The 24375-nt window shown below is 58.5% G+C and carries 21 protein-coding genes and 2 tRNA genes; 10 read left to right on the plus strand and 13 right to left on the minus strand.

The window, feature by feature from the left end:
• Positions 1-75 precede the first annotated feature (75 nt).
• The 6 genes from J7394_RS01155 to J7394_RS01180 form a co-directional block, all read right to left on the minus strand.
• A tRNA-Glu gene (locus J7394_RS01155) sits at positions 76-150 on the minus strand.
• 26 nt (positions 151-176) lie between these two features.
• Positions 177-251 (minus strand) — tRNA-Glu (locus J7394_RS01160).
• Between the two features lie 108 nt (positions 252-359).
• Positions 360-2102: a single-stranded-DNA-specific exonuclease RecJ gene (recJ, locus tag J7394_RS01165; protein ID WP_209250373.1), complete on the minus strand. Its 1743-nt coding sequence runs from the start codon at positions 2100-2102 to the stop codon at positions 360-362.
• A 92-nt stretch (positions 2103-2194) separates the two neighbouring features.
• The gene (glpX, locus tag J7394_RS01170; RefSeq protein WP_170642301.1) at positions 2195-3178 is read right to left on the minus strand and encodes a class II fructose-bisphosphatase; all 984 of its coding nucleotides are present in this window, start codon (positions 3176-3178) and stop codon (positions 2195-2197) included.
• Positions 3179-3249: 71 nt separating this feature from the next.
• Positions 3250-4536, minus strand: a complete 1287-nt coding sequence (locus J7394_RS01175) for a homoserine dehydrogenase (RefSeq protein WP_209250375.1) — start codon at positions 4534-4536, stop codon at positions 3250-3252.
• A 126-nt stretch (positions 4537-4662) separates the two neighbouring features.
• Entirely contained in the window at positions 4663-4926 is a 264-nt protein-coding gene (locus tag J7394_RS01180; RefSeq protein ID WP_371811908.1) for a hypothetical protein, read from the minus strand.
• Between the two features lie 84 nt (positions 4927-5010).
• Between J7394_RS01180 and J7394_RS01185 the strand changes: the two genes are divergently transcribed.
• Positions 5011-5598, plus strand: coding sequence for a TetR/AcrR family transcriptional regulator (locus J7394_RS01185; protein ID WP_209250376.1), 588 nt, complete (start codon positions 5011-5013; stop codon positions 5596-5598).
• Positions 5599-5622: 24 nt separating this feature from the next.
• Here J7394_RS01185 and J7394_RS01190 read toward each other — a convergent pair whose 3' ends face one another.
• Positions 5623-6534: a pirin family protein gene (locus tag J7394_RS01190; RefSeq protein WP_170457842.1), complete on the minus strand. Its 912-nt coding sequence runs from the start codon at positions 6532-6534 to the stop codon at positions 5623-5625.
• Between the two features lie 158 nt (positions 6535-6692).
• On the opposite strand from J7394_RS01190, the gene J7394_RS01195 reads away from it, so the two are divergent.
• Positions 6693-7160 (plus strand): hypothetical protein, encoded by a 468-nt coding sequence (locus J7394_RS01195; protein WP_209250377.1) that lies wholly within the window; start codon positions 6693-6695, stop codon positions 7158-7160.
• Here J7394_RS01195 and J7394_RS01200 read toward each other — a convergent pair.
• Genes J7394_RS01200 through J7394_RS01210 form a run of 3 tightly spaced genes read right to left on the minus strand, consistent with a single transcriptional unit; the run spans position 7141 to position 10086 of the window.
• Complete coding sequence (locus tag J7394_RS01200; RefSeq protein WP_209250378.1) at positions 7141-7842, minus strand: TadE/TadG family type IV pilus assembly protein; 702 nt, start codon at positions 7840-7842, stop codon at positions 7141-7143. The two genes, J7394_RS01195 and J7394_RS01200, sit on opposite strands and share 20 nt — an antisense overlap.
• Positions 7832-8347 carry a TadE/TadG family type IV pilus assembly protein gene (locus tag J7394_RS01205; RefSeq protein ID WP_247747988.1) on the minus strand — a complete coding sequence of 172 codons (516 nt, stop codon included), beginning with the start codon at positions 8345-8347 and terminating at the stop codon, positions 7832-7834. Before J7394_RS01205 ends, J7394_RS01200 begins: the two co-directional genes overlap by 11 nt.
• 50 nt (positions 8348-8397) lie before the next feature.
• Positions 8398-10086 (minus strand): VWA domain-containing protein, encoded by a 1689-nt coding sequence (locus J7394_RS01210; protein ID WP_209250380.1) that lies wholly within the window; start codon positions 10084-10086, stop codon positions 8398-8400.
• 425 nt (positions 10087-10511) lie between these two features.
• Here J7394_RS01210 and J7394_RS01215 point away from each other — a divergent pair, with 425 nt between their 5' ends.
• The 4 genes from J7394_RS01215 to rpoD all read left to right on the plus strand — a co-directional run bounded on the left by J7394_RS01215 (position 10512) and on the right by rpoD (position 16489).
• Entirely contained in the window at positions 10512-11942 is a 1431-nt protein-coding gene (locus tag J7394_RS01215) for a Glu/Leu/Phe/Val dehydrogenase (protein WP_209250381.1), read from the plus strand.
• Positions 11943-12059: 117 nt separating this feature from the next.
• Positions 12060-12356 (plus strand): hypothetical protein, encoded by a 297-nt coding sequence (locus J7394_RS01220; protein ID WP_209250383.1) that lies wholly within the window; start codon positions 12060-12062, stop codon positions 12354-12356.
• 80 nt (positions 12357-12436) lie between these two features.
• On the plus strand, positions 12437-14386 hold the full coding sequence (dnaG, locus tag J7394_RS01225; protein WP_209250385.1) for a DNA primase: 1950 nt from the start codon (positions 12437-12439) through the stop codon (positions 14384-14386).
• Positions 14387-14500: 114 nt separating this feature from the next.
• Positions 14501-16489 carry an RNA polymerase sigma factor RpoD gene (gene rpoD, locus J7394_RS01230; RefSeq protein ID WP_209250387.1) on the plus strand — a complete coding sequence of 663 codons (1989 nt, stop codon included), beginning with the start codon at positions 14501-14503 and terminating at the stop codon, positions 16487-16489.
• Between the two features lie 154 nt (positions 16490-16643).
• Here the strand turns inward: rpoD and J7394_RS01235 are convergent, their stop codons facing one another.
• The gene (locus tag J7394_RS01235; protein ID WP_209250389.1) at positions 16644-17681 is read right to left on the minus strand and encodes an AraC family transcriptional regulator; all 1038 of its coding nucleotides are present in this window, start codon (positions 17679-17681) and stop codon (positions 16644-16646) included.
• 283 nt (positions 17682-17964) lie between these two features.
• Here J7394_RS01235 and J7394_RS01240 point away from each other — a divergent pair, with 283 nt between their 5' ends.
• The 4 genes from J7394_RS01240 to ribD all read left to right on the plus strand — a co-directional run bounded on the left by J7394_RS01240 (position 17965) and on the right by ribD (position 21254).
• Positions 17965-18408 (plus strand): thiol-disulfide oxidoreductase DCC family protein, encoded by a 444-nt coding sequence (locus tag J7394_RS01240; protein WP_209250391.1) that lies wholly within the window; start codon positions 17965-17967, stop codon positions 18406-18408.
• A gap of 746 nt (positions 18409-19154) precedes the next feature.
• The gene (locus J7394_RS01245) at positions 19155-19568 is read left to right on the plus strand and encodes a secondary thiamine-phosphate synthase enzyme YjbQ (protein ID WP_209250393.1); all 414 of its coding nucleotides are present in this window, start codon (positions 19155-19157) and stop codon (positions 19566-19568) included.
• Positions 19569-19686: 118 nt separating this feature from the next.
• Positions 19687-20157, plus strand: a complete 471-nt coding sequence (nrdR, locus tag J7394_RS01250) for a transcriptional regulator NrdR (protein WP_170478243.1) — start codon at positions 19687-19689, stop codon at positions 20155-20157.
• Positions 20154-21254, plus strand: a complete 1101-nt coding sequence (ribD, locus tag J7394_RS01255) for a bifunctional diaminohydroxyphosphoribosylaminopyrimidine deaminase/5-amino-6-(5-phosphoribosylamino)uracil reductase RibD (protein ID WP_209250395.1) — start codon at positions 20154-20156, stop codon at positions 21252-21254. The genes nrdR and ribD overlap by 4 nt, the downstream gene beginning before the upstream one ends.
• Here the strand turns inward: ribD and J7394_RS01260 are convergent.
• On the minus strand, positions 21251-23257 hold the full coding sequence (locus J7394_RS01260) for a capsular polysaccharide biosynthesis protein (protein WP_209250397.1): 2007 nt from the start codon (positions 23255-23257) through the stop codon (positions 21251-21253). The genes ribD and J7394_RS01260 overlap by 4 nt on opposite strands.
• Positions 23258-23260: 3 nt before the next feature.
• Positions 23261-24352: a polysaccharide biosynthesis/export family protein gene (locus J7394_RS01265; RefSeq protein ID WP_371811909.1), complete on the minus strand. Its 1092-nt coding sequence runs from the start codon at positions 24350-24352 to the stop codon at positions 23261-23263.
• Positions 24353-24375 lie beyond the last annotated feature (23 nt).

Consider the following 24375-nt stretch of genomic DNA (forward strand, 5'->3'; position numbering starts at 1 on the left):
GTAGCAACCACAACTGGAAACGCATCAATAGAGCCAGACTTCTGATTATCTTCGATATATTGAATGCTGGTGAAGTGGCAGCCCGTAGGGGAATCGAACCCCTCTTTCCAGGTTGAAAACCTGGCGTCCTAACCGATAGACGAACGGGCCACTGGGGCAGTATTTACAAGCGCAAATGGTAGCCCGTAGGGGAATCGAACCCCTCTTTCCAGGTTGAAAACCTGGCGTCCTAACCGATAGACGAACGGGCCACGCTAGCTTGTGGAGGGCCTTTTACGGTTTCACCCCGACCCCCGCAAGCCGAAAAATGCAGGGATGCGAAAGTTTTTTGACCGGTACCGCCGTTGCCTTGAAACCAGTTATTTCGCTTCGGCTGCGTCCTCTAGACGAAGCTGTACGTTTTGGCGACCACTCCATGTGTTCACCTCCAGCCGACCGGCGAAATGAAAGCGCGCTCCGCCGTGATTTGTGAGCTTTTCGCCCATCGGTCCGTCAAAGGCTCCGAATGCGATCGCGTCCAGCCCGCCGCCAAGGCCATCCGCAAGCGAGAGCTTCAGATGCGACTCACCGACCCGTTTGGCAAAACGCACCTGCAGGTCAGGAAGGGCGTAGCGCGGGGCAGGGGCGCTGGCCCCAAAAGGCCCGGCTTTCTCAATCTGTTCGATCAGATCAACGGTTGCGGCGCCGGGCATCAATGCCCCGTCGAGCTTCATGTCTGCAGGACCACCTTGCCCTGCGCCTTGTTTTTCCAGCAGTTCTGACAGGCGCTTCATGGCCGGTTCCAACTGATCGCGCATGACGGTCAGCCCGGCCGCCATCTTGTGACCGCCGCCTTTGACCAACAACCCCTCAGCCGCCAGTCGCTGGATCGAGGCCCCCAGATCAACGCCCGACACCGACCGCCCTGATCCTTTACCTTCATCCCCGTCAAAGCCGATCACAATCGCCGGGCGATTGGCGTTTTCTTTCAAGCGCGAGGCGACGATACCGACGACGCCGGGATGCCAACCTTCGCCTGCAGCCCAGACCAAGGGGGCGGCCAAACCGCGCTCCTCCGCCTGGTCAAGCGCCGCAGCGCGTACGGCATTTTCGATATCGCGCCGTTCAGAGTTCAGCGCGTCTAGCCGTTCGGAGAGAGCCTGCGCTTCGTGCAAAGAGTTGGTGCTGAGCAGCCGCGCTCCAAGGTCGGCCTGTCCAATGCGTCCCCCAGCGTTCACCCTAGGTCCCAACAGAAACCCGAGGTGATAGCTGTTTGGCGCGGCATCCATACGAGCGACATCCGACAGGGCCACAAGGCCGGGGCGCTGACGGCCTGCCATGACCTTCAAACCTTGTCGGACCAAAGCGCGGTTCGCCTCGATCAACGGGGCAACATCGGCGACAGTCGCCAGCGCGACCAGATCTAGCAGAGGCACCAAATCCGGTCCCTTGGCCCCAGCCTCCCGCATTTGCCGCCCAGCCTCGACCAGCATCAGGAATACAACGCCTGCCGCACATAGATAACCCAGATCGCCGCTTTCATCCTGCCGGTTCGGGTTCACCACGGCCACGCAATCCGGCAAGGTCTCACCGCCCAGATGGTGATCCAGCACAATCACATCCGCGCCCTGTGCAGCGGCGATCGGATCATGGCTCAGCGTGCCGCAATCCACGCAGATGATCAGATCATGCGAAGCTGCCAGCGATTGCATCGCAGGCACGTTCGGCCCATATCCTTCGTCGATCCGGTCTGGCACATAGAGCGTCGCCTGCAGACCCATCTGACGCAGCCAGACCAGCAGCAACGCCGCCGAACTTCCCCCATCCACATCATAATCCGCAAAAACCGCGATCCGCTGCTTTTCACGGACCGCTTTCAAAAACCGGGTCGCAGCGGTCTCCATATCTTTCATGCTGCGCGGGTCGGGCAAAAGCTCTTTCAGCTTTGGCTCCAGAAAACCGGCAGCCTCCATCGGAGGGACGCCCCGCCGCGCCAACACCTGACACACTGCACGCGGCAAACCAGCCTGCTGCACCAACATTTCAGTCGCGCGCTCAACTTCGGGCGAGGGCCCAACCCAGCGCCGACCTGTCAAAGATTGCTCAACCCCAAGAAAAATCATCGCGCCTCTCATATGCCAAGGCCGGACCCATTTGGACCCGGCCTCTTCATCTATTCACAACTACTCTCGCCGAAGGTATCGGCGCAAGTCGCTTAGGCTTCGTCGTGCGACCACATCGGCGTGCGGTAGGACATGCGGCGAACCGATCCGGTCTTCGAGCGCATCAGAAGGGTGGTGGTTTCAACCCAGCCCGGCTCACGCTTGATGCGCGGCAGCAGAGAGCCACCGGTTACGCCGGTTGCGGCAAAGATCACATCCGCCGTCACCATCTCGTCACGTGCATAGACACGGTCAAGATCGGTGATGCCCGCCTTGGCGGCGCGGCCACGTTCGTCATCGTTGCGGAACAGCAAGCGGCCAAAGATCTGACCGCCCATACATTTCAAAGCAGCAGCGGCCAGAACGCCCTCGGGCGCGCCGCCCTGGCCCATATACATGTCGATGCCGGTGGTTTCGCTTTCGGCACAGTGCATGACACCCGCCACATCGCCATCAGTGATCAGACGGATCGAGGCTCCGGTTTCGCGCACCTCGGCGATCATCGCCTCATGGCGCGGACGCTCCAGGATGCAAACGGTAATATCGGCTGGTTCGCACCCCTTGGCCTTGGCCAGTGCCTCAACACGTTCGCGCGGGCTCATGTCGAGCGAGACAACGCCTTCGGGGTAGCCGGGGCCAACAGCCAGCTTGTCCATATACACATCCGGCGCATGCAGCATCGAGCCGCGCGGACCCATGGCAATAACGGTCAGCGCATTGGGCATGTCCTTCGCGGTCAGCGTTGTGCCTTCCAGCGGGTCCAGAGCGATATCCACGCCGGGGCCTTCGCCTGTGCCGACCTCTTCACCGATATAAAGCATCGGCGCTTCGTCACGCTCGCCTTCGCCGATGACCACAACGCCTGCGATGTCCAGCAGGTTCAACTGTTCGCGCATGGCGTTCACGGCGGCCTGGTCGGCGGCTTTCTCGTCACCGCGCCCCACCAGCGAGGCTGAGGCAAGCGCGGCCTGTTCCGCGACCCGCGCTAGGCCCAAGGACAGCAGGCGGTCGTTAAAGTCGATTTTGGCAGCGTTCATGCGTTGTATTCCTTTGGCAGGCAATGGCGTTTCGTCTGGCATAGCCTGCGGATGGCGCAGGCTGCAAGGGTTCAGACCTGTTCGATGCGCAGCGCAACAGGCTCACCGGCGACAACATCGGTTGTGCGGAACCCGTCCAGCGCCACGTCCAGAGTGGCCCGCGTGGTTTTGTGTGTGACAATCAGAACGGGGGCTGTGCTGTCGCTATGGCCGTACTGGCGCATCCGGTCAATCGACACGCCCGCATCGCCCAGAATGGCCGCAACCTTGGCCAGCGCTCCGGGTTTGTCCAACAAGCCCAGACGCAGGTAATAGGGCGCAGGCAGGCCTGTGATCGCGGGGGTGGCGTCTTCAAGGCTGGTCGCCGGGCGTCCGAAGGTCGAGATTTTCAGACCACGTGCCAGATCGCACACATCGCCCATCACCGCGCTTGCGGTCGGGCCTTCGCCCGCTCCGGGGCCACGCAGCACCACTTGTTCAACAGCGTCGCCCTCAATCACCACCATATTGGTGCCGCCTTCGAGCTGACCCAGCGGCGAGTCGCTGGGCACGAGGCAGGGCTGCATACGCTGTTCCAGACCGCGTGCGGTGCGTTGAGCCAGACCCAGCAGCTTGATCCGGTAGCCCATGTCATCGGCCTGATGGATATCGTCGAGGCTGATCTGCTGGATGCCTTCAATCTCGATTCCATCGAAATTCGGTTTCGTGCCAAACGCGATCGAGGACAGCAGGGCCAGTTTATGCGCCGCATCAATGCCCCCAACATCCAGGTTCGGATCCGCTTCGAGGTAGCCCAGTTCGGCGCATTCATCAAACAGCGCGTTATAGCCTTTTTCCTGCGATTGCATGCGGGTCAGGATGTAGTTGCAGGTGCCGTTCATCACGCCCATGACGCGGGTGATTTCATTCCCGGCCAGCCCTTCGGTAAGGGATTTGATCACAGGGATGCCTCCCGCGACCGCGGCCTCGAACCGGATCACACGGCCTGCGGCTTCGGCTTTTTCGGCCAGCTCCTGACCATGGATGGCCAGTAGAGCTTTGTTGGCCGTGACAACATCCTTGCCGCTGGTCAGCGCCGCCTCGACCGAGGCTTTGGCCGGGCCGTTTTCACCGCCCATCAATTCGACAAACACGTCCACGTCATCGCGTTTTGCCAGAGCGACGGGATCGGTTTCCCACGCATAGTCCGACAGGTTCACGCCCCGATCCTTGCTTGAATCACGGGCCGAGACGGCGACGATTTCAATCGGGCGTCCGGTGCGTGCCTGCAGCAGATCGGCATGACGCCGGACAATCCGGACAACACCCACGCCAACAGTTCCCAAGCCCGCAATTCCAAGCCGCAGCGCCTGTGTCATCCCGTGGGTTCCTTTCGCTCGTACCAGTCTGATTTCGGGCCTTTTGCCCGTTCAGCGCTGCCTTAGCCGGTTCAGGGCACGGGTGCAATCCGTCACGCGTCAGCCGGGGCTGGGAAAAGCCGATCTTTAGTTGACCTGCGCGTTTTGCAGCGCTTCGGCTTTCTTTGCCAAAGCCTCGCTCCGGGCAGTCAGGTCCTGCTCAACGGCTGAGGCTTCGCTGACCGGATCGGCAGGCGCGCCCAGAACGTTCGGCAGGGGCAAAAGCTTGGGGAAAGGTGCCGTCTTGACCGCGCGGGATTCGCTGCCCTCCAACTCGGGGAAGTTGGTACATCCGGCAAGGGTCAGGATCAGAACCAGAACGGGCAGGCGCTTCATAACGGGTACTTTCACAAAAGGCTGGTCTTGTGATGCCTCTTTTATCCGATCTGTTCAAGCGGGGTTCTATCTGAACATGCGTTCAGATAGTGTCGGTCCATGGCTCGTACACAGGGATCACATTCGGACATAACCGGCCCGCGCATCCGCAAGGCAGCGTTGGGTCTTTTTGCCCGCCATGGCTATGCCGCCGTTTCGATGCGACAGATCGCCAAAGAGGTCGGCGTTCAGGCCGGGGCGCTGTATAACTACACGCCTGACAAGCAAAGCCTGTTGTTTCGCCTGATGCGCGACCACATGCAGGAGCTCCAGCAAGCCTATGATGCGCTTGGTGAAACCGGCGACGCGCAAGAGGCTCTGCGCCGCTTTGTCGGGTTCCACATTCGGTTTCATCTGGAACGCCCCGACGAGGTTTTTATCGCCTATATGGAGTTGCGCAACCTGACGCCGGACAACTTCGCAGAGATCGAGGATCTGCGCCGCGCATACGAGGACTCTCTGGAGCGGATTTTGAGTGAGGGCCAAAAAGCCGGTCACTTCGCGATCTCGGACACCAAGATCGCTACGCTGGCGGTGATTGCGATGCTGAATGGTGTGATGACCTGGTATCGCTCGGGTGGGCGACTATCGCTGGACGAAGTCGAGCAGATCTATTGGGACATGGTTCGCCGCGCAGTGATCGCCTGACCCATAATCGGGTCAGGCTTGGCCTTAGTGGGCAGGGCGAATGAAGGTTCCATTGCGCAGCTCACGAAAGGCCTGTTCCAGTTCGGCACGCGTGTTCATAACGATGGGTCCGTGCCACGCCACAGGCTCATCAATCGGAGCACCCGAGATCAGCAGAAAGCGAACACCTTCGGGCCCGGCCTGAACCGTGATCTCATCACCGGTGCCGAACCGCACCAGAGTGCGATCTCCGGACATGTCGCGGATATTTACCTCTTGCCCGGCGACTTCTTTTTCCAGCAAAACTCCGGTCGGCTGGGACGCATCGGCAAAGGCCGCCTGGCCCTGGAACACATATGCAAAGGCGCGGCGGTAGGTATCAATCTTGAAGGTCTTTTTGACACCGGCCGGAATTTGCACGTCCAGATATTGGGGATCTGCAGCAATGCCGTCCACCGGGCCGGTTTTGCCCCAGAACTCACCCACGATAACGCGCACTGTGGTGCCGTCATCGTCGATGACTTCGGGGATCTCTTTCGCCTGAACGTCCTGATAGCGCGGAGCGGTCATTTTCTGATCCGAGGGCAGGTTGCCCCAGAGCTGAAACCCGTGCATCTGGCCCGAGGTATTCCCGTGCGGCATTTCCTGATGCAATATGCCCGACCCCGCCGTCATCCATTGCACATCACCCGCGCCGAGCGTGCCGCTGTTGCCTAGCGAGTCCGAATGCTCGACCGTACCGGACAGCACATAGGTGATCGTCTCGATCCCGCGATGAGGATGCCAGGGAAAGCCGGCCTGATAATCTTGCGGGCGCTCATTGCGGAAGTCGTCGAACAACAGAAACGGGTCCAATTCGGACGGGTCCTGAAACCCAAACGCGCGATGCAGCTTGACGCCCGCACCCTCCATCGTCGGTACGGCCTTGCGTGTTTCCAATGTGGGTCTGAGGGACATGGCAACATCCTTGATCTGCGTGCAGGATGTATGCCCCGCCGGGGAGTGGTCAATTTGCGCAGAGGCACCATGAATGTGCGCAAATGTAGGGCAGGGGAGGGCCTGTTTATTTCTACGCAAAGCGGATACACGAGACAGCAGACAGACAGGAGGCAGTCATGCAGGACGAAGTGCTGGCAACGATCGAGGCATCATCCCCAAGACGGGTGGCCGGTGTTGCTATGCTGGGCAGCGTAGGTGTTTTGGTGATTTACGTGGCGCTGGCTTCTCCGCCTGAACTCGTCTGGCAGGTGTTTTTGTTGGCGGTTGGCGCAGCGTCCCTTTGGCTGGCCTATCGCGTTTGGATGGCCACTCAGGACAGGATCGAACTGACAGCATCGGAACTGCGCACCGGATCGGGGCAGGTGATTGCGCGGGTCGAAGAGATTGAAGCTGTGGATCGAGGTGTTTTCGCGTTCAAACCATCCAATGGCTTTCTGGTGCGAACGCGCGAAAAGGCCAGCAATGTCTGGGCCCCCGGCCTGTGGTGGCGGCTGGGCCGCCGGGTTGGCGTCGGCGGCATGACAGCGTCCGCCGAGGCCAAGTTCATGTCAGAAATACTGTCGGCTATGGTGTTACAGCGGTGACTGGATCCACCGTTGCAGTGTCTTCCGGCGTGCTGTCGTCATGTTCGGTACTCCCCCCGCCATCATCCACGTTGTTGGCGTCCTTGCACGAGTCCGGACCTTCGATGAAGGTGTAACCGCGGGGTTGCGTGAAGATGAACTTGTCGATGAAGAAGTTGTTGCTGCCGAACCCGAGCTTGAACGGACGCACGTAGTGATGCCTTGTCTCGACCAAAATCATGGTGGCATTGTCTGCCATAATCGGAATGCGATCCGAAACCTGTTCAACTGTTGCGTTGGACCAACGCTTTAGCCCTTCGCCGCGTGTGCAGGACCATTCCACAAAGTGACGATCATCAGTGTCCGTGCTTTCGTCGCCAGTGTCCCAGCGCACGAAAGAGATCCGCAACGACAATCCGTTGCCTTCCTCGATCATGTAATTCTGCAGGTCGTACATTGATGTGATGTACTGATCCGTTACCGTGTCTTTCTCTCGGGACAGGATATCGGCAACGGCGTAGGCTGCTTTCAGGTTGCTGGCGCCCTGACGATATCCGTCGAAATAGGAATAGGCCGTGAAGACTGACCAGAAGAGTAGGGGAAACACCATAATTGCTTCGATGCTGACGACGCCATCTTCTTTCTGAAGAAAACGCGCGGCAGTATCGCCAAAGCGCTTTTTGAAGAGTGATTTAAGGTTCATGGACAAACACCGTCGTTGCATGCAGTTCATATTGGCCGTCGGGATCTTGACGAACTAAGTAGCCAAACGTTGTGCCAATGAACAAAGGCGATACCTCCACACAAGCACGTATGATCATCAACTCATTTGCTGTTCCGGGTGAAAAGATCTGGTCGTCTTTACCGCGAATTTCTTCAGGGGTATCGACGCAAAAGGGTTTGTCAAAATCGCCAGAAAGGACTGCGCTACTGTCGAATTGATTGACCCTCGTCATCTCAACGGCAAGGTTTTCCTCGCATTTTGGAATGGCACCGGCCTCTTCGCAGATGATCCGCTTTATCAGATCGTGCGTCCAGCCAGTTTCGCCTTCGTAAAGATCAATCCGATTCATGCGCACATCCTGGATTGTGGAATCCAGGGCGCGCTCCAGGTTGGCATGGTTCCACGCCAAAATCCCGTATTCGACGCCGGTATAGGTGGTCATGATGAAGATGGGAAACCACATCACAAATTCGATTGTGGCCATCCCCTTTTCTTCGCGGCGAAACCGTCGCAGTACTTTGTTCAAATGTCGGATCATTGGGTCAGCCTCAGATTCTGGATGCTGGCAGCGATATCGTCGAAGACTTCGCCAATCTCGGACCCTTTAGGTGCAAAATATGCGTTTTCGTCCGATTTGCAGTACCATAGGAGGTTTCTACCGTTGGTGGTGGCTTCGTAAGCGACCGAGAAGATCAGGATGTTTCTTGCACCCGATTTCGCGTAGTCGCACATCGCTTCGACCTGATCGTCTTTTGCAGAACGGTTTTCGGTCTCAGTCGCCGCGTAGTACCAATTGTATGCGTCGCTCGAGCCGACGGAATCATACAGCAACTGATAGATTTCGTAACGCGATGTACGCTCCCACAAGGCGGGCCATGTCAGAGATAGGGCACTTCCATCTTCATCGAGCTGGCGAACCTCGCTCCTGTCGAGGTTGTCGCAATAGCCGCTGCTGTAGTAATTCCCTCTGCAAAGGTAGACATTGAAGTCGCCGTTGCCAAAAGCGTGATCCTGAAACTCGTCGCGCACCCAGTATCTGCCCCGGCTACTGTCCCAGTATGCTCTGTCTACACCCAGCCATGCATATTTGAAGCTGTCCTCGTCTTCGTCATAGTGGTTCACGTTGACGGAATAGACGTCTTCGTCTCCGTTCCACCAGATACCCGATTGTCCATTGTTGTAAGGTGGCTCGACCCATGTGCGAGAGGTATTCTCGCCATCGGTCATCAAAACGATGACTTTCATCGTATCACTGCCAACACTATCGGCCGGGCGCCCCGCAAAATCAGCCGGCACCTGACCAGCCGTGATCATATTGCTAACGACGGGACGGAAGTTTTCATCCAGCAAGGTCAGGGCCCATTTCATGCCGACATTGATCGACGTGTTATCGCGCGCATAAAACGAGTCGATATAAGTGTGGAGGTTGGTCTCGTTGTTCTGGTGAACAACAAGTTGACGGCTGGCTTCAGAGCGACACCGTTCGTCAATGCGCGGTGAGCTGAACCCACCGGAGGGCCGCTGATCTCCGCCGTAGCGAGAATAATAAAGCGACTGATAGTAAGTCTTTGAAAGATCGAACGACCCGGCTGCCAGATCTTCGGCTTCAAAGTCGATACAATTGGCAAATCTGTTGGAGCCGGCCGTCGTGAGCTGGTTCATGACAGCAGAAGGGACACCCACCTGCGTTGCGTAGGGAATGATCGATATCGAGAGTTTGTCGGAACTCGTGTTCTCATACATTTTGGTGACAAAGCTCTTGGCCGCTCCTTTCAGATTGGTCAGGCGCGACCCTCTCATTGAGCCTGAAACATCCAGAACCATGGCGATTTCGACGTTGCCGATGGATTCTTCCGCGACGCTGACGACGTTGACGTCAATTGAATCGACGTCCCACCACTGCATAAAGTGCATACCTACGGGCATCGTTGCACTTGCCTCAACACGGCGTTTGCCGACGATCAGCTTGTTACCATCATCATCGCAGGATTTTGGGGTGACCTTGACCTCGCCGTCCAGAAACTCATCGAGATTTTCTTTGACCAAGTAGTCCTGAACAACGTCTTTGGGGCAAAGATCCTGCTGCAGGTCCGCGGCGGCCAGAACGGCGCGGTCCAGCGAATACTGAAGGCGCGCTCTTTCATGGTCATAGCGCATCATGTCGACGGCAAAACCACTCACCGTGAAGATGATTAGGATCAAACTCAGCGTTAAGATGGTCATCGTCCCGCGCTCCGAGCGCAGGAACGACGCAGCACCTTTGTTGGAACGGCTGGATTGCTCGAGTCGTCTGGATTCAGAATTCCTAAACAGTTTTCTCATATCTAATCCCTGCATGTGATCCGGCGCACGGAAGGCGGGTCATATCAGCTTTAAGAATTTAGTCGGCGAACGTGGCGAGATTTGGGCGACTTTGCCACTATGCTGCTGGGATTGAACGGCAAACTGCCGCATTTGACGGGGTGGCAAGGGTTTTGTTTCTACTGCGTCGACAATTGGCGCCGCGAAAATTTCCGAGGCGACTCAGCAAGGGGTTTTTGTCGCCCGTTCATAAAGTGATGAAATTTTCATCATAAAAGATTGCAGCTTCGCGCCAGTGGTGCGACAAAAAGTCATAACGTTCGTCATTTACCGGTACGGAGGAATTAATGACCAGCACCAAAGAACCGAGCTTTCGTGAAAGTGTGGATCTGATGTTCAACAGGGCGGCGTCCCTGATGGATCTGCCGCCCGGTCTGGAGCAGAAAATCCGGGTCTGCAATGCCACCTACACGGTTCGTTTCGGGGTGCGTCTGCGCGGTGAGATTCACACTTTCACCGGCTACCGGTCCGTGCATTCCGAGCATATGGAGCCGGTCAAAGGCGGTATCCGTTATGCCTTGGCGGTGAACCAGGACGAGGTTGAGGCGCTTGCTGCGCTGATGACCTACAAATGCGCCCTGGTTGAGACGCCGTTTGGCGGCTCGAAAGGGGGGCTGTGCATTGATCCGCGCAAATACGAAGAACACGAGATGGAGCAGATCACCCGGCGCTTCGCCTATGAGCTGGCCAAACGCGATCTGATCAACCCCTCGCAAAACGTTCCGGCCCCTGACATGGGCACGGGTGAGCGCGAGATGGCCTGGATGGCCGACCAATACGCGCGGATGAACACCACCGACATCAACGCGCGCGCTTGTGTGACGGGCAAACCGTTGAACGCAGGCGGCATCGCCGGGCGGGTCGAGGCGACGGGTAGGGGCATCCAATATGCGCTACGCGAGTTCTTCCGTCACCCTGAAGACATTGCCAAAGCCGGTATGTCCGGAACGCTGGATGGCAAACGCGTTGTCGTTCAGGGGCTGGGCAATGTGGGCTATCATGCGGCCAAGTTCCTTGCTCAGGAAGATGGATCACGCATTGTCGGTATCATCGAGTGGGACGGTGCGCTGTACAACCCGGACGGTATCGACGTTGAGGCTGTGCGCAGCTGGATCGTCAAACATGGCGGCGTAAAGGACTACCCGGACGCGACCCATTCAGCCAATGGTTCCTCGGTGCTTGAGGCAGATTGCGATATCCTCATCCCGGCCGCTCTGGAAGGTGTCATAAATCTGGACAATGCCGACAGGATCAAGGCTCCGCTGATCATCGAGGCCGCGAATGGTCCGGTGACGGCGGGCGCAGATGAAGTCCTGCGCAAGAAGGGCACCGTCATCATTCCTGACATGTATGCCAACGCGGGCGGTGTGACGGTCTCGTATTTCGAATGGGTGAAGAACCTCAGCCACATTCGATTTGGTCGCATGCAGCGCCGTCAGGAAGAGGCGCGGCATGAGCTGATCGTCAGCGAGCTTGAACGGTTGGATCGCTATCTGGGCGATGCCTGGTCAATGTCGCCGGACTTCAAGGCCAAGTACCTCAAAGGCGCGGATGAGCTGGAGCTGGTGCGCTCTGGCCTCGATGACACGATGCGGATTGCTTACCAGTCCATGCGCGAGGTCTGGCACAGTCGCGACGATGTCGAGGATCTGCGCACCGCGGCCTATATCGTTGCAATTGATCGCGTGGCCAAAAGCTACAGGGCCAAAGGCCTTTGACACTTGGCGCACGGGGTGGCTTTTCTGCCCCGTGCGCAAACTGAATGCAGCGCGTCGATTGCGAAAACGGTGCTGGTGGGTAAGCTGCGCGCAGACAAACGAATCCGGGAGACCTCAATGTTGCGTATCGCCATCGCTGCAGCCTTGCTTGCAACGCCTCTGGCCGCCGCCGAAACCAAGGAACAAAGCTGCCAGTATCAGGCCGATGTGGTGGCCGCGATCCAGAAAGCGCGTCTGGACAAGGTGAAAGAACGCGATGTTGTGAAGGCCGTGGCTGAAACCAGCCCCACTTGGCCCGAGAACTATAACGCGGCGATTCCGTTGATCACACCCTGGGTCTACGAACAAAAGATGCGTGATGTACGCAAAAAGGACCTTGGTGCGGCGTGGCTTGAGCTGTGTTTGCAGCAATAATCCACAGCTCCGCAAATTCCCTGTGGACAACCGCGCGTCATCCCCTTGGCGCGCGTTTTCATTTCTGGCAGGTTTGAACCATGTCATTGCCCCCCGGATTTCTCGATGAGTTGCGCACCCGGCTGAGCCTGTCTCAGGTCGTCGGGCGTAAAGTCATGTGGGATCAGCGAAAATCCAATCAGGGCAAGGGGGACATGTGGGCGCCATGCCCGTTTCACCACGAAAAAACGGCGTCTTTTCATGTGGATGACCAAAAGGGCTTCTACTACTGCTTTGGCTGCCATGCCAAAGGTGACGCGATCACCTTCGTCAAAGAAACCGAGAATGTCTCGTTCATTGAGGCCGTTGAAATTCTGGCGCGCGAAGCTGGTATGCCCATGCCTGCGCGCGACCCGAAAGCTCAGGAAAAGCAGGATCGCCGCACGCAACTGGCCGAGGTGATGGAGCAGGCGGTTCAGTTCTTTCGTCTGCAACTCAAGACCGGGGCAGGCGGTGCGGCGCGCGACTATCTGGCCCGTAGGGGTTTGGACGCCAAGGCGTTGGAGCGATGGGAGATCGGTTTTGCCCCGGACGGCTGGCAGGCTTTGTGGGACCATCTGACCGGCAAGAACGTGGCCGAGGATCTGATCCTCGGGGCGGGTCTGGCTAAGCCGTCGAACAAGGGTAAGAAACCTTACGACACGTTCCGCAACCGGATCATGTTCCCAATCCGCGACCCGCGCGGCCGGTGTATTGCATTCGGCGGCAGGGCGATGGACCCGAATGACAACGCCAAATACCTGAACTCACCCGAGACCGAGTTATTCGACAAAGGCCGCAGCCTATATAATCACGGGCCTGCGCGGCAGGCGGCCGGGAAAGGGCAGCCGCTGATCGTGGCCGAGGGCTATATGGACGTGATCGCGCTGGCCGAGGCTGGATTCGGCGCGTCGGTTGCTCCGCTTGGAACGGCGATTACGGAACACCAGTTACAGCTGCTCTGGCGGATTTCGAATGAGCCGATCATTGCGCTGGATGGCGACACCGCTGGCCTGCGCGCGGCGATGCGGGCCGTTGACCTGGCCTTGCCGCTACTTGAGGCCGGAAAGTCTCTGCGCTTTGCCCTGATGCCTGAAGGTAAAGACCCGGACGACCTTTTGCGGGCTGACGGAGCAGGGGCTGTTCAGGCCGTATTGGACGGGGCCATCCCAATGGTCAAGCTGCTGTGGCAACGCGAGACCGAGGGCAAGGTTTTTGACAGCCCTGAGCGCAAAGCTGCGCTCGACAAGGTGCTGCGCGACAAGATCAAGCTGATCCGTGACCCCTCGATCCGGTCCCATTACGGGCAAGAGATCAAGGATCTGCGCTGGCAATTGTTTCGGCCGCAGAGACAGTCACAAAACCGTGCGTGGCAACCAAAAGGGAAGTGGCAGCCGCAGAAACAGCCTGCGACCGCGGGTGCGCGGGCCTCGTTCCTGGCGTCTTCGGACAATGCGGACATCCATCTGCGTGAAGCCGCGATTCTGGCCATTGCGATTCTGAACCCGCAGGTCGTGGTCCAGTTTGAGGCGCAGCTGGAAGAGATGGATTGTCACGATCCTGATCATGCTGCTCTGCGCCATGCTATTCTGCGCCATGCGATTGATGATCCAGAAAACCTTAGGGACCATATCGTTGAAACTTTGGGGGCCGAACCCCTTGAAAATCTGCTGAGCCTTCGCCATGTCGCAGTGATCCCCTGTGTGTTCAAACCAGGCGACGTTGAAAAGGCCGAGATGACACTGGCCGAGGAACTCGCGAAAATCAAAGCGCTCCGGGGGTTGGATGCTGAGATTGCCGAAGCCGCAGAGGAACTGTCTGATCTGGCCGATGAGGCGCTGACCTATCGGCTGGCGCAAGCCGCCGAAGAGCGTAACCGCACAAGCCGCAGTCAGAATGAGGACAGGGCCGTTTTCGACATTGCCGACAATGGCGCGCGAATCAATCGCGACGAAAAGGATGCGTTCAAGGCAATCATGTCCGGGATCAATTTCGAACGGAAACGTCGCTGAAGTGATGTTTTCGTAAAGCACTGGAAAAGAAAAACAGGTAAACGGGTGGCCGAATCAGTTTCACGCGCTAATGATTCGGATCAAACGAATCACCCATCCCTGCAGGAGCATTGAATGGCCGCCAAAGACACGTCAGAAGATCGCAAGTCAGACGAGCAGGAACAGGAAATCTCGCTGGACATGAGCCAGGCCCAGGTCAAGAAGATGATCGCCGAGGCCCGCGAGAAAGGTTACATCACTTACGACCAGCTCAATCAGGTTCTGCCGCCTGATCAGGTCAGCTCGGAACAGATCGAAGACGTTATGTCGATGCTGTCCGAGATGGGCATCAACATCATCGAAGATGAAGAGGCCGAGGAAGAAGAAAACAAAGGCTCGACCGAACTGACCACCACGGACAACAACCGTGAGGTGGCTCTGGCCGGTACCGCAACCGAAAAGCTGGACCGTACCGACGACCCCGTCCGCATGTATCTGCGTGAGATGGGTTCGGTCGAACTGCTGAGCCGCGAGGGCGAGATCGCTATCGCCAAGCGGATCGAAGCGGGCCGGAACACGATGATTGCGGGTCTGTGCGAAAGCCCTCTGACCTTCCAGGCGATCACCATCTGGCATGACGAACTTCTGTCCGAAGACATTCTTCTGCGCGACGTCATTGATCTGGAGACCACTTTTGGCAACCAGATGGACGAAGATGGTGACGTGCAAGAGCCGGTCGTCGATACCTCGGCCGTGCAATCGGCCAAACCTGCCAAAGACACCGGGCCTGAACTGGATGCCGATGGCAACCCGCTGAGCAATGACGATGATGATGACGAGGACGATCAGGCCAACATGTCGCTGGCCGCGATGGAAGCCGCCCTCAAGGATCAGGTTCTGACCACGCTTGAACGCATTTCGACCGACTTCTCGATGTTGTCCGAGATGCAGGACAGCCGGATTTCGGCTACTTTGAACGAGGATGGTTCGTTCAGCGCAAAAGACGAAGAGACCTATCAGAAGTTGCGCTCCGAAATCGTTGAACTGGTGAACGGTCTTCACCTGCACAACAACCGGATTGAGGCTCTGATCGACCAGCTCTATGGCATCAACCGCCGGATCATGTCGCTGGACAGCTCGATGGTGAAACTGGCCGACCAGGCCCGGATCAACCGTCGGGAGTTCATCGACGCCTATCGCGGGCGTGAGCTGGACCCGAACTGGCTGACCGATATGGCTGAAAAGCCGGGCCGGGGCTGGCAGATGTTCATCGAACGCTCGACCGACAAGGTTGAGGAGCTGCGCAGCGATATGGCTCAGGTCGGTCAGTATGTCGGTCTGGATATCAGCGAATTCCGCCGCATCGTTCAACAGGTTCAGAAGGGCGAGAAAGAAGCCCGGCAGGCCAAGAAGGAAATGGTCGAAGCCAACCTGCGTCTGGTGATCTCGATCGCCAAAAAATACACGAACCGTGGTCTGCAATTCCTTGATCTTATTCAAGAAGGTAACATCGGTCTGATGAAGGCGGTGGACAAGTTCGAATACCGCCGCGGCTACAAGTTCTCGACCTATGCGACCTGGTGGATCCGTCAGGCGATCACGCGGTCGATTGCGGATCAGGCGCGGACCATCCGTATCCCGGTCCACATGATCGAAACGATCAACAAGCTGGTCCGTACCGGTCGTCAGATGCTGCACGAAATCGGCCGCGAGCCGACGCCAGAGGAACTGGCCGAGAAGCTGCAGATGCCGCTTGAGAAAGTGCGCAAGGTGATGAAAATCGCCAAGGAGCCGATCAGCCTTGAGACGCCTATCGGCGACGAGGAAGACAGCCAGCTGGGTGATTTCATTGAGGACAAGAATGCCGTGCTGCCGCTGGACAGCGCCATTCAGGAAAACCTCAAGGAAACCACGACACGGGTTCTGGCCTCACTCACCCCGCGTGAGGAGCGGGTTCTGCGGATGCGTTTCGGCATCGGCATGAACACCGACCACACTCTGGAAGAGGTCGGTCAGCAGTTCAGCGTGACCCGCGAACGTATCCGTCAGATCGAGGCGAAAGCCCTACGGAAGCTGAAACACCCAAGCAGATCGCGGAAACTGCGATCCTTCCTGGATCAGTAAGATCAAAGGCGCCCCGGACGGAGGCGCCTTTTTTCGTTTCACCGTTCATTTTGGCAGATTCGCCAAACACATTGGCGCGACTTCACACGTGTTGTGGCGTGTCCGTTTCTATATCTGTGTGGTCCACTCATGGGGCGGGGCCGGGGCGAGGCGGTTAAGCTGATGACCCCCGGCTTCCAAGTGTCAGCGGATGTTCGACCCGCGTTTTGAAGGCGCTCGGCGGTTGACCGGTCCAACGCTTGAACGCTGTGGAAAAGGCGGATTGGTCTGCGTAGCCCAGAGAAAAAGCGATCTCAGACAGGTTCATTCCATTGGTTATGAAGGTTTGTGCCAGATCACAGCGCAAATCCTCGGTGATATCGCGATAGCTGGTGCCTTCATTTTGCAACCGGCGGGCAAAGGTGCGGGCGCTCATGCCGAGTTTTGCCGCGACATCATCCGCGCTGAGGATCTTGCCCGGCAGTGAGCGGGTGATCAACCCTTCGACCTTGGCGCGGGTCGATTGCTGCGGCACGCGACGCTCGGCCAGAACGCGTTCCCCGTGCTCCAGAAGATGGGCGCGCAGGCTGGGATCGTAGGTCGGGACGGGTAGGTTCAGCGAGGACGGAGACAGGACGATCTCGAGGCTTTCAGAACCGAAGACAACCGGAAAACCTGCCAGTTGCTGGAAGGCATGGGTATGATCCCCAACCTCATGCTGGAACCGTATTTCGATAGGGCGGAGATCGGTCTGTGTCAGGTCGCGCATCCGGGCAACGGCGGCAAACATCAAGAACTCGGTCCGGCGGTGATAGCGAGCAAAGCTGGCGTCTTTCCAACGGGCCTCTAGCGCGGCGAAATTCCCCGAAACGCGCAGGTTAAAGGCGAGGGCAGGGTCGATTATGTCGTGGAAATGAGACGTGTTTTCAATCACCTGCTCCAGATCGCGTGAGTATTTGCTGATGTAGGCCGTCAAGGTCGATGCGGACGTGACGCCAAGCCCGACACTGGCCGCAAAGGTGATATCGTTCAGAGCATCGCAGGCATAGCGGACAAACAGCGCCTCTTTGTGGGCGCAATAGGCGGTCGCATCCTCCGGCAGGTCCTTCGGACCAACTCCGCTGCGATCCAGCACCTCCAACGCTTTCGGTTTTTCCAATTGCGCGTCTAGCGCCTCGCGCAGAAGGTGAAGGCGCTCAATATCCACATCCATCGCAGCAAAGCCTTCCTTTCTCCGGACCGGGGCCGTTCCAGCATACTGCTTTTCTGTCAGAAATTCGAATGGATTTGGCAGTATGTCACAAGCGCGGTCAATCGTTCCTGCCTATATCCTTTTCGTTGCCGGGTCAGTACCTTGTTGGGGATGAGGTCAGAGCCACCGCCGGTCTTACCAACCGGTCACTGGGTTCCCCGGCACACTTCTCCTTCTTGTCGCATTGTCCACCTGGTGGCCTTATGACACGCTCTTTGGGCAAGCTTGGGTAGGTAGCGGCGCCATGGCAGAAACTTACACAACCGATCTGTTCAAAGGGCGAAATCTGATCGTCTTTGACGGAGAATGCGTGCTGTGCTCAGGCTTTTTGCAGTTCATGCTGAAACGCGACAAAGCCAGACGCTTTGAGTTCGCAACAGCGCAGTCTCCGCTTGGTCAAAGGATGTACAAGGCGCTGAATCTGTCTGCTGCAGAATTTGAGACCAACCTCGTGATTGTAGATGGTAAGATTTTTCAGCGGCTTGATGCCTTTGCCGCAGCCATGCGTGCACTGCCGGGAGGTTGGCCTTTTCTCTCGCTGGTACGGTTTCTGCCACGCGCTGTGAAAGACCCGCTGTATTTCTCGATCGCCCGCAACCGGTACGTTCTATTCGGTCGGTACGAAACCTGTATGATACCGGATGCTGCTCTCCTTGAGCGTTTTGCCGAGCAGGGGTTTGACGCATGACGGATCCGTTTCTTCAGGCTTTGACAGGCCCGAGCGTTCTGCCCCAATCCGTGCACGACCTGCACCGCAGCCAGGGTGAATATGTCGGCGAATGCGATATCGAGCGTGGACGGGATACTCTAATTCAACTCGCGCTCAGACTGGGGCGCTTCCGGTTAGATGTGGCAGCCTCGATACCCGGATTGGAGGGTGATCCGCTACCACGGCCGGCTCACGCTGCATTCACAAAGAAACTGGCGGGCTGAAATGATCGTGAGGTCTGCTTTCCGCGAGCGTGTTAACCTCTAGGTATAAAAGTCCAGGAAGTGAGGAAAGAGTATGGTGGATAAGTTGAAGTATTGCGCCGCACTGGCGGTGTTTGCCCTTGGTATTCCTTTGGCGGCTAATGCGGCGAATTTAGGATTCCAGACTAACGCAATCAATGGCACCGACTTCGAAGTCGTTCCCCGTAGCAGGGATGATACGGATGGATATTGGTGCGCGGCTGCAGATTTTGCACGCCGTGGACTTGGGGCGGGATGGCAGGACCCAATCTATGTGCTACGGGGCTATGGTCCTAGTGTGACAACCGGGCGTAGAACGGCCGTGCAGTTTTCGCTAAAGCCACCTTCGGCTGATGCATCCGCGCAATCCGGCAGCTCACGTGGCCCCTTCAAATTTGGTTCCAGCATGTCCGTACAGAGTGCAAACGCGCGGTGCGGTCGCCGGCCGATTTTCAACAGGTAAGACCAGAGGTCGAACGCGCAATGCAGACGGAATTCGCGCTCCAGACCGATGGGCCCGGCTTGTACGAGTTCACGTCACAGGTTGCAGGTTGGCTTAGTTCGTTTGAACGGGATGGTGTCCTGACGCTGTTTGTCAGGCACACCTCCTGTTCTTTGCTGGTGCAAGAGAACGCAGACCCCGAGGTGCAGACGGATTTGCATGCGTTTTTTGAACGTCTTGTGCCTCCGTCTGATCATCCCTCAATGACTTACTTGCGCCATACCTACGAAGGGCCGGATGACATGCCAGCCCATATCAAGGCGGCGATGATGCCGGTGTCCTTGTCCATTCCCATCCGTCAGGGGCAGATGGTATTGGGAACTTGGCAGGGGATTTACCTGTTTGAACACCGCCGCGCCCCGCATCGGCGGCTGGTCGCGGCACATCTGTCCTGACCCTTTATTTTGGGGTGCAAAATTCCGACTACCCAAATCCTAGCGGCTGCCCTATAGTTGTGGATAAGTAAGCCAAAGTGCTTACAAAAGAGGCCAGCTAGGGACGAGGAGACGGCGGATGCGCTGCCCGTTTTGCGGAAATATCGACACTCAGGTGAAAGATTCACGCCCGGCAGAGGATCACGTTGCAATACGCCGACGTCGGTTTTGCCCGGCCTGTGGAGGGCGTTTTACGACCTATGAACGGGTCCAGCTGCGCGATCTGGTGGTGATCAAAACCAACGGAAAACGCGAGGACTTTGACCGCGATAAGCTGGAACGTTCGATCCGTATCTCGATGCAGAAGCGCCCGGTTGATCCTGAACGGATTGATCAGATGATCTCGGGCATTGTACGGCGTCTGGAAAGCATGGGCGACACCGATATTCCGTCCAACAGAATTGGCGAGATCGTCATGGAAGCTCTGGCGCGGATCGACACCGTCGCCTATGTTCGCTTTGCGAGTGTGTACAAGAATTTCCAGGCGGCCGATGATTTCGAGGAGTTTGTCCATGAACTGCGCCCGCCGCAGCCTCCGACGGACGAGTGAGCGAAACAGATAAGCGATTTATGGCGCTGGCCTTGTCTTTGGGTCGGCGCGGACAAGGGTCGTGCTGGCCCAACCCGGCTGTCGGGTGCGTTATCGTGCGCGATGGGCGGATTGTTGGGCGAGGGTGGACTCAACCCGGCGGGCGTCCCCATGCAGAGCCTGAGGCTTTGGCGCAAGCGCGCGCACATGCAAAAGGGGCCACGGCCTATGTCTCGCTGGAGCCATGCGCCCACTACGGCAAGACACCCCCTTGTGCCGGGGCGTTGATCTCGGCCGGTGTGGCCCGCGTTGTTGCGGCGATCGAAGATAGCGATCCTCGGGTTTCCGGGCAGGGCTTCGCCATGCTGCGCGAGGCCGGGATCGAGGTTGAAACCGGCGTGCTGGCGCAAGAGGCCGAGCGTGATCTGGCCGGGTTCTTTCTGAAAACCGAACAGGGCCGTCCTTTTGTGACGTTGAAACTGGCCAACAGTTTTGACGGACGGATAGCTACGTCCACCGGACACAGTCAGTGGATCACCGGACCATCCGCGCGGCGCGAGGTGCACGCGATGCGCGCCCGGCACGATGCCGTCATGGTCGGCGCTGGCACGGCGCGCGCGGATGATCCCTCGCTGACGGTTCGGGATTTAGGGATAGAGCGTCAGCCGGTGCGCGTGGTTGTCTCGCGCCATCTGGACTTGCCCTTGATGGGCCAGCTGGCGCGTACGGCCTCAAAAACGCCCGTCTGGCTATGTCATGGCCCGCATCCCGACGCCGAGCGCGCCCGCACGTGGGAAGGCTTGGGCGCGCGGCTGTTGCCTTGTGCGTTGCACGACCATCAGGTTGATGCGCGCGACCTGCTGCAGCAGCTGGGCCAGGAGGGTCTGACAAGTGTCTTTTGCGAAGGCGGCTCGGCTTTGGCGGCGTCTCTGCTGGCGCAGGATCTGGTCGATGAGCTTGTCGGTTTCACTGCTGGCTTGACCATCGGCGCCGAGGGCCTTTCGGCGATTGGCGCATTGGGGCTGGAAAAACTGGACAGCGCCCCTCGGTTCGAGTTGATCGAGGCGCGCCCGGTCGGTGGCGACGTATTACACCGTTGGGCACGTGCAACGATCTAGCGCCGCCAGAGATGGGCATGGGTGGAAAACGCACCCTGTAGCTTTGACAAGGCGCGATTGAGCGGCCCGCGTTTGGGGGGCTGCCCATGGGCCAGCCGTTCGATGGCGGTTTCCACAGGGCAGGGTACGCCGGTCACCGGGTCCAGATAGCGGGGATAGTCGATCAGGCTCGCATGCACCAAACCCAGCAGGGACGGGCGTGCGCCGCGACGGGCTGGGACGCTGCCCAGGTCGGTGGTCAGGCCCCACCCAGCGTAGAAGGGCGCGCCAAAAGTTGTCACCGGAATGCCGCGCAGCAGCGCCTCGAACCCTAAAAGCGAGGTCATGGTCCAGACCTCCTGCACCTCAGACAGCAAGGTTGACGGGTGGGTCTCAGTCGCGATCACATCCGCCAACCCCTCGGTGTCGATCCGGCCCGAACGCAGGCCAGCTTCGACATCCGGATGGGGTTTGTAAATCACCACGGCATCGGGATTGGCAGCCCGAACCTCGCGCAGCAGGTCCAGATTGGTGCGGACGGTGCTGGTGCCCAGCAGGATGGAGGCGTCATCCTCGACCTGCCCCGGCACCAGAATGCGATGCCCTTTGGGCAGAGGCGGCGCAGTGCCGCCGGTGTTGTATTTGCTCAGCCCTTTGGACACGAGGGCCGAGATCACACGCTCGGCCCGGTATTCCTGATCCGGACGAAGGGTCTCGCGCTTGGATATCCATTCTTCCAAGCGGCTGGTTTGGGTCGGGTCGTAGTAGATCCCCAGATCATCCGTCACCAGCGACAGGGGTGGCACAAGATGGGCTCCCAATCCGCGTGAGCGGAGAAAGCCGTCCTCGATACGGGTGACACTACCCTCGGCCTCGCGGGATTGATTGGCCCAGACCATATGGGGGCGGGCGGATGGGGTAGGTGGCGACGGCAAAAACCGAATCTTCTGGTGCTGGCCAAACATGGCTTGCAGATGCTTACGCTTCCACATCCGCATGCCCGACGCGGTCCATCCCAAACGGTCTTGCCGCCACGCGCGGGTCTGCGCCTCAAGCGTATCCAGCACGACCTCTAGCTCACACAACTGGTTCCGAAAGGGATCATACCAAACGGGGTAGAGCATCATCGCGGCAGCAAACAATTGAGCGCGCGTCAGATTGCGTTGCCTGCGTTGAACGGGGTCTTCGTCCTGCGTTAAACCCCAGCCGGCATAGAAGGGTTGCCCGAAAACGCGGGGTTTGTGACCGGCGAGAATGGCCTCGAACCCCATTTGCGACGAGAGCGTATAGACACTGACCGCACCGTCCAACAGCGGCCAAGGGCTGATGTTCTCCGCAACGAAGGAAACGCGATCCGAGAGGTCCTGTTCGGTGTAGTGCCCGGTGCGGTGACCAGCCAGTGTTTCGGGATGGGTCTTGATCAGAACCGGCATCCCGGGATTTTCTTCCTGCGCGATCACCAACATCTCAAGAAACCGGGCGCGGTCCCCTCGGCTGGCCGTGACTGAGGCATCGCCGACCGTCTGATCAATCACCAGCACATAGCCAGGGTCGGGGATCGGCGCGTCGGGGTCAAAGGCGGAATATTTGCTGAGGTTCAGTTCCTTCAGGCGCTCAATCGCGCCACGCGCGCGGTTCAGAAGTGCAGTATCATCCAGCGGATGTGTCGCCAGAAGCGTTTCCAGATCGGACGGTTGGGCCGGATCAAAGTGCAGGCCCGAGCGATCCAGAAGCAGACCCAGAGGCGGCTCGCCCTCGCGGCCGGGATGGAGAGATCGTAGAAAGGCATCCTCGACCCGCAGCAAAGGGGTGCCCCGGTTCTGAGCGATACGTCGCCCGCGATGGGCGGTAGGGCTGTTGCCCCAGATGGCTACAGTGTCCTCGGGGCGGGGCAGGCCCAGCCGGATGTCATATCCCGAAAGGGATAGAATGCGCCGGATGCGCCGGTTGGTCAGAAACCCGCCATTGTAGACAAACGCCCGGGACCGCGCCGCGCCAGTTGCGGTGGGGTCCCCAAGGGTCATGGTTTAGTTGCCGGTCAAGGTGGCGACATTTGCAACCGGCGTCAGGCCCCCGGCGATCAGAGAGATCGACTTGGTCCACTGCGCATAGGGTGCCTCGGTCACATAGATCGTGTCATCGTCGCGGATCACGAAATCACGCGCAATGAACAGGCCATTGGGTGCGGTCAGGTTCAGCAGATAGATCATGCGCTGATCGCCCTGCAGATCCGGACGCCCCATTACCTGGCGCGCGACGTCCTGACGTTCGCGGCGCAGGATAAAAATGCCGGTTGGATCGGATGAGACGGATACCAACCCCCCAACCTGAGCCAGAGCCTCAAGTGCGGACAGATCCTGACTGTCGAATGCGACGCGCGATTGCCCACCGGTTGCGCCAAGCGCGATGTATGAGCGGCTGTCCTCCTCAACCAGAATGCGGTCGCCGCCGCGCAGCGCGACATCCAGCTTGGGATTGCGGAACAGGTCCTCGTACCAGACTGTCCCGCGTTGATCGCCCCGGATCAGGGTGACCAGAGCGATATCGGAGGCCACTGAAACCCCTCCGGCCTGAGACAGCATGCCAAGCAGGGTGCGGGTGGGGCGTTCGATTGGATAAATACCAGGGGCGCCAATGGTGCCGGTCAGTGAAACGGTCGAGCCGTCTCCGGCCAGGCGGCGCACTTCGACCTGAGGGTCGGGGGTTTGTTCTTCCAGCTCATCGGTAATCAACCCGCGCAACTCTTCGGGAGTATTACCCGCGGCACGCAAACGGCCCGCGTAGGGGACGAAAATGAAGCCTTCGCTGTCGACCTGAACCTCTTCCAGCGCGGTCGAGGCCCCCGTTTCGCCAGCCAGCAACCCGTCATCGACGTTTTCCCAGATCGTCAGGCCCAAAACGTCCCCTGGGCGCACGGTATCTGCGGTCAGCGACGGGGCTGAGGTAAAGGAGGAAGAGAATCCAAACTGCGGCACGGACGATGTGGCCCGCGACACGCGGTCGTCGACTTCGACCACAAACGCATTGCCGCCATTGTTGACGGAGCCCGCGAGAATCTCGTTCTTGTTAGGGCCCGCCTTGGGCAACTGGCATGCACTCAGAGTGACGAGCGAGGTCACAAGGGCGACCCCCCGTACCCAAC

The organism is Ruegeria sp. R13_0 (assembly GCF_017743995.1).
In the GTDB taxonomy this organism is placed as follows: Bacteria; Pseudomonadota; Alphaproteobacteria; order Rhodobacterales; family Rhodobacteraceae; genus Ruegeria.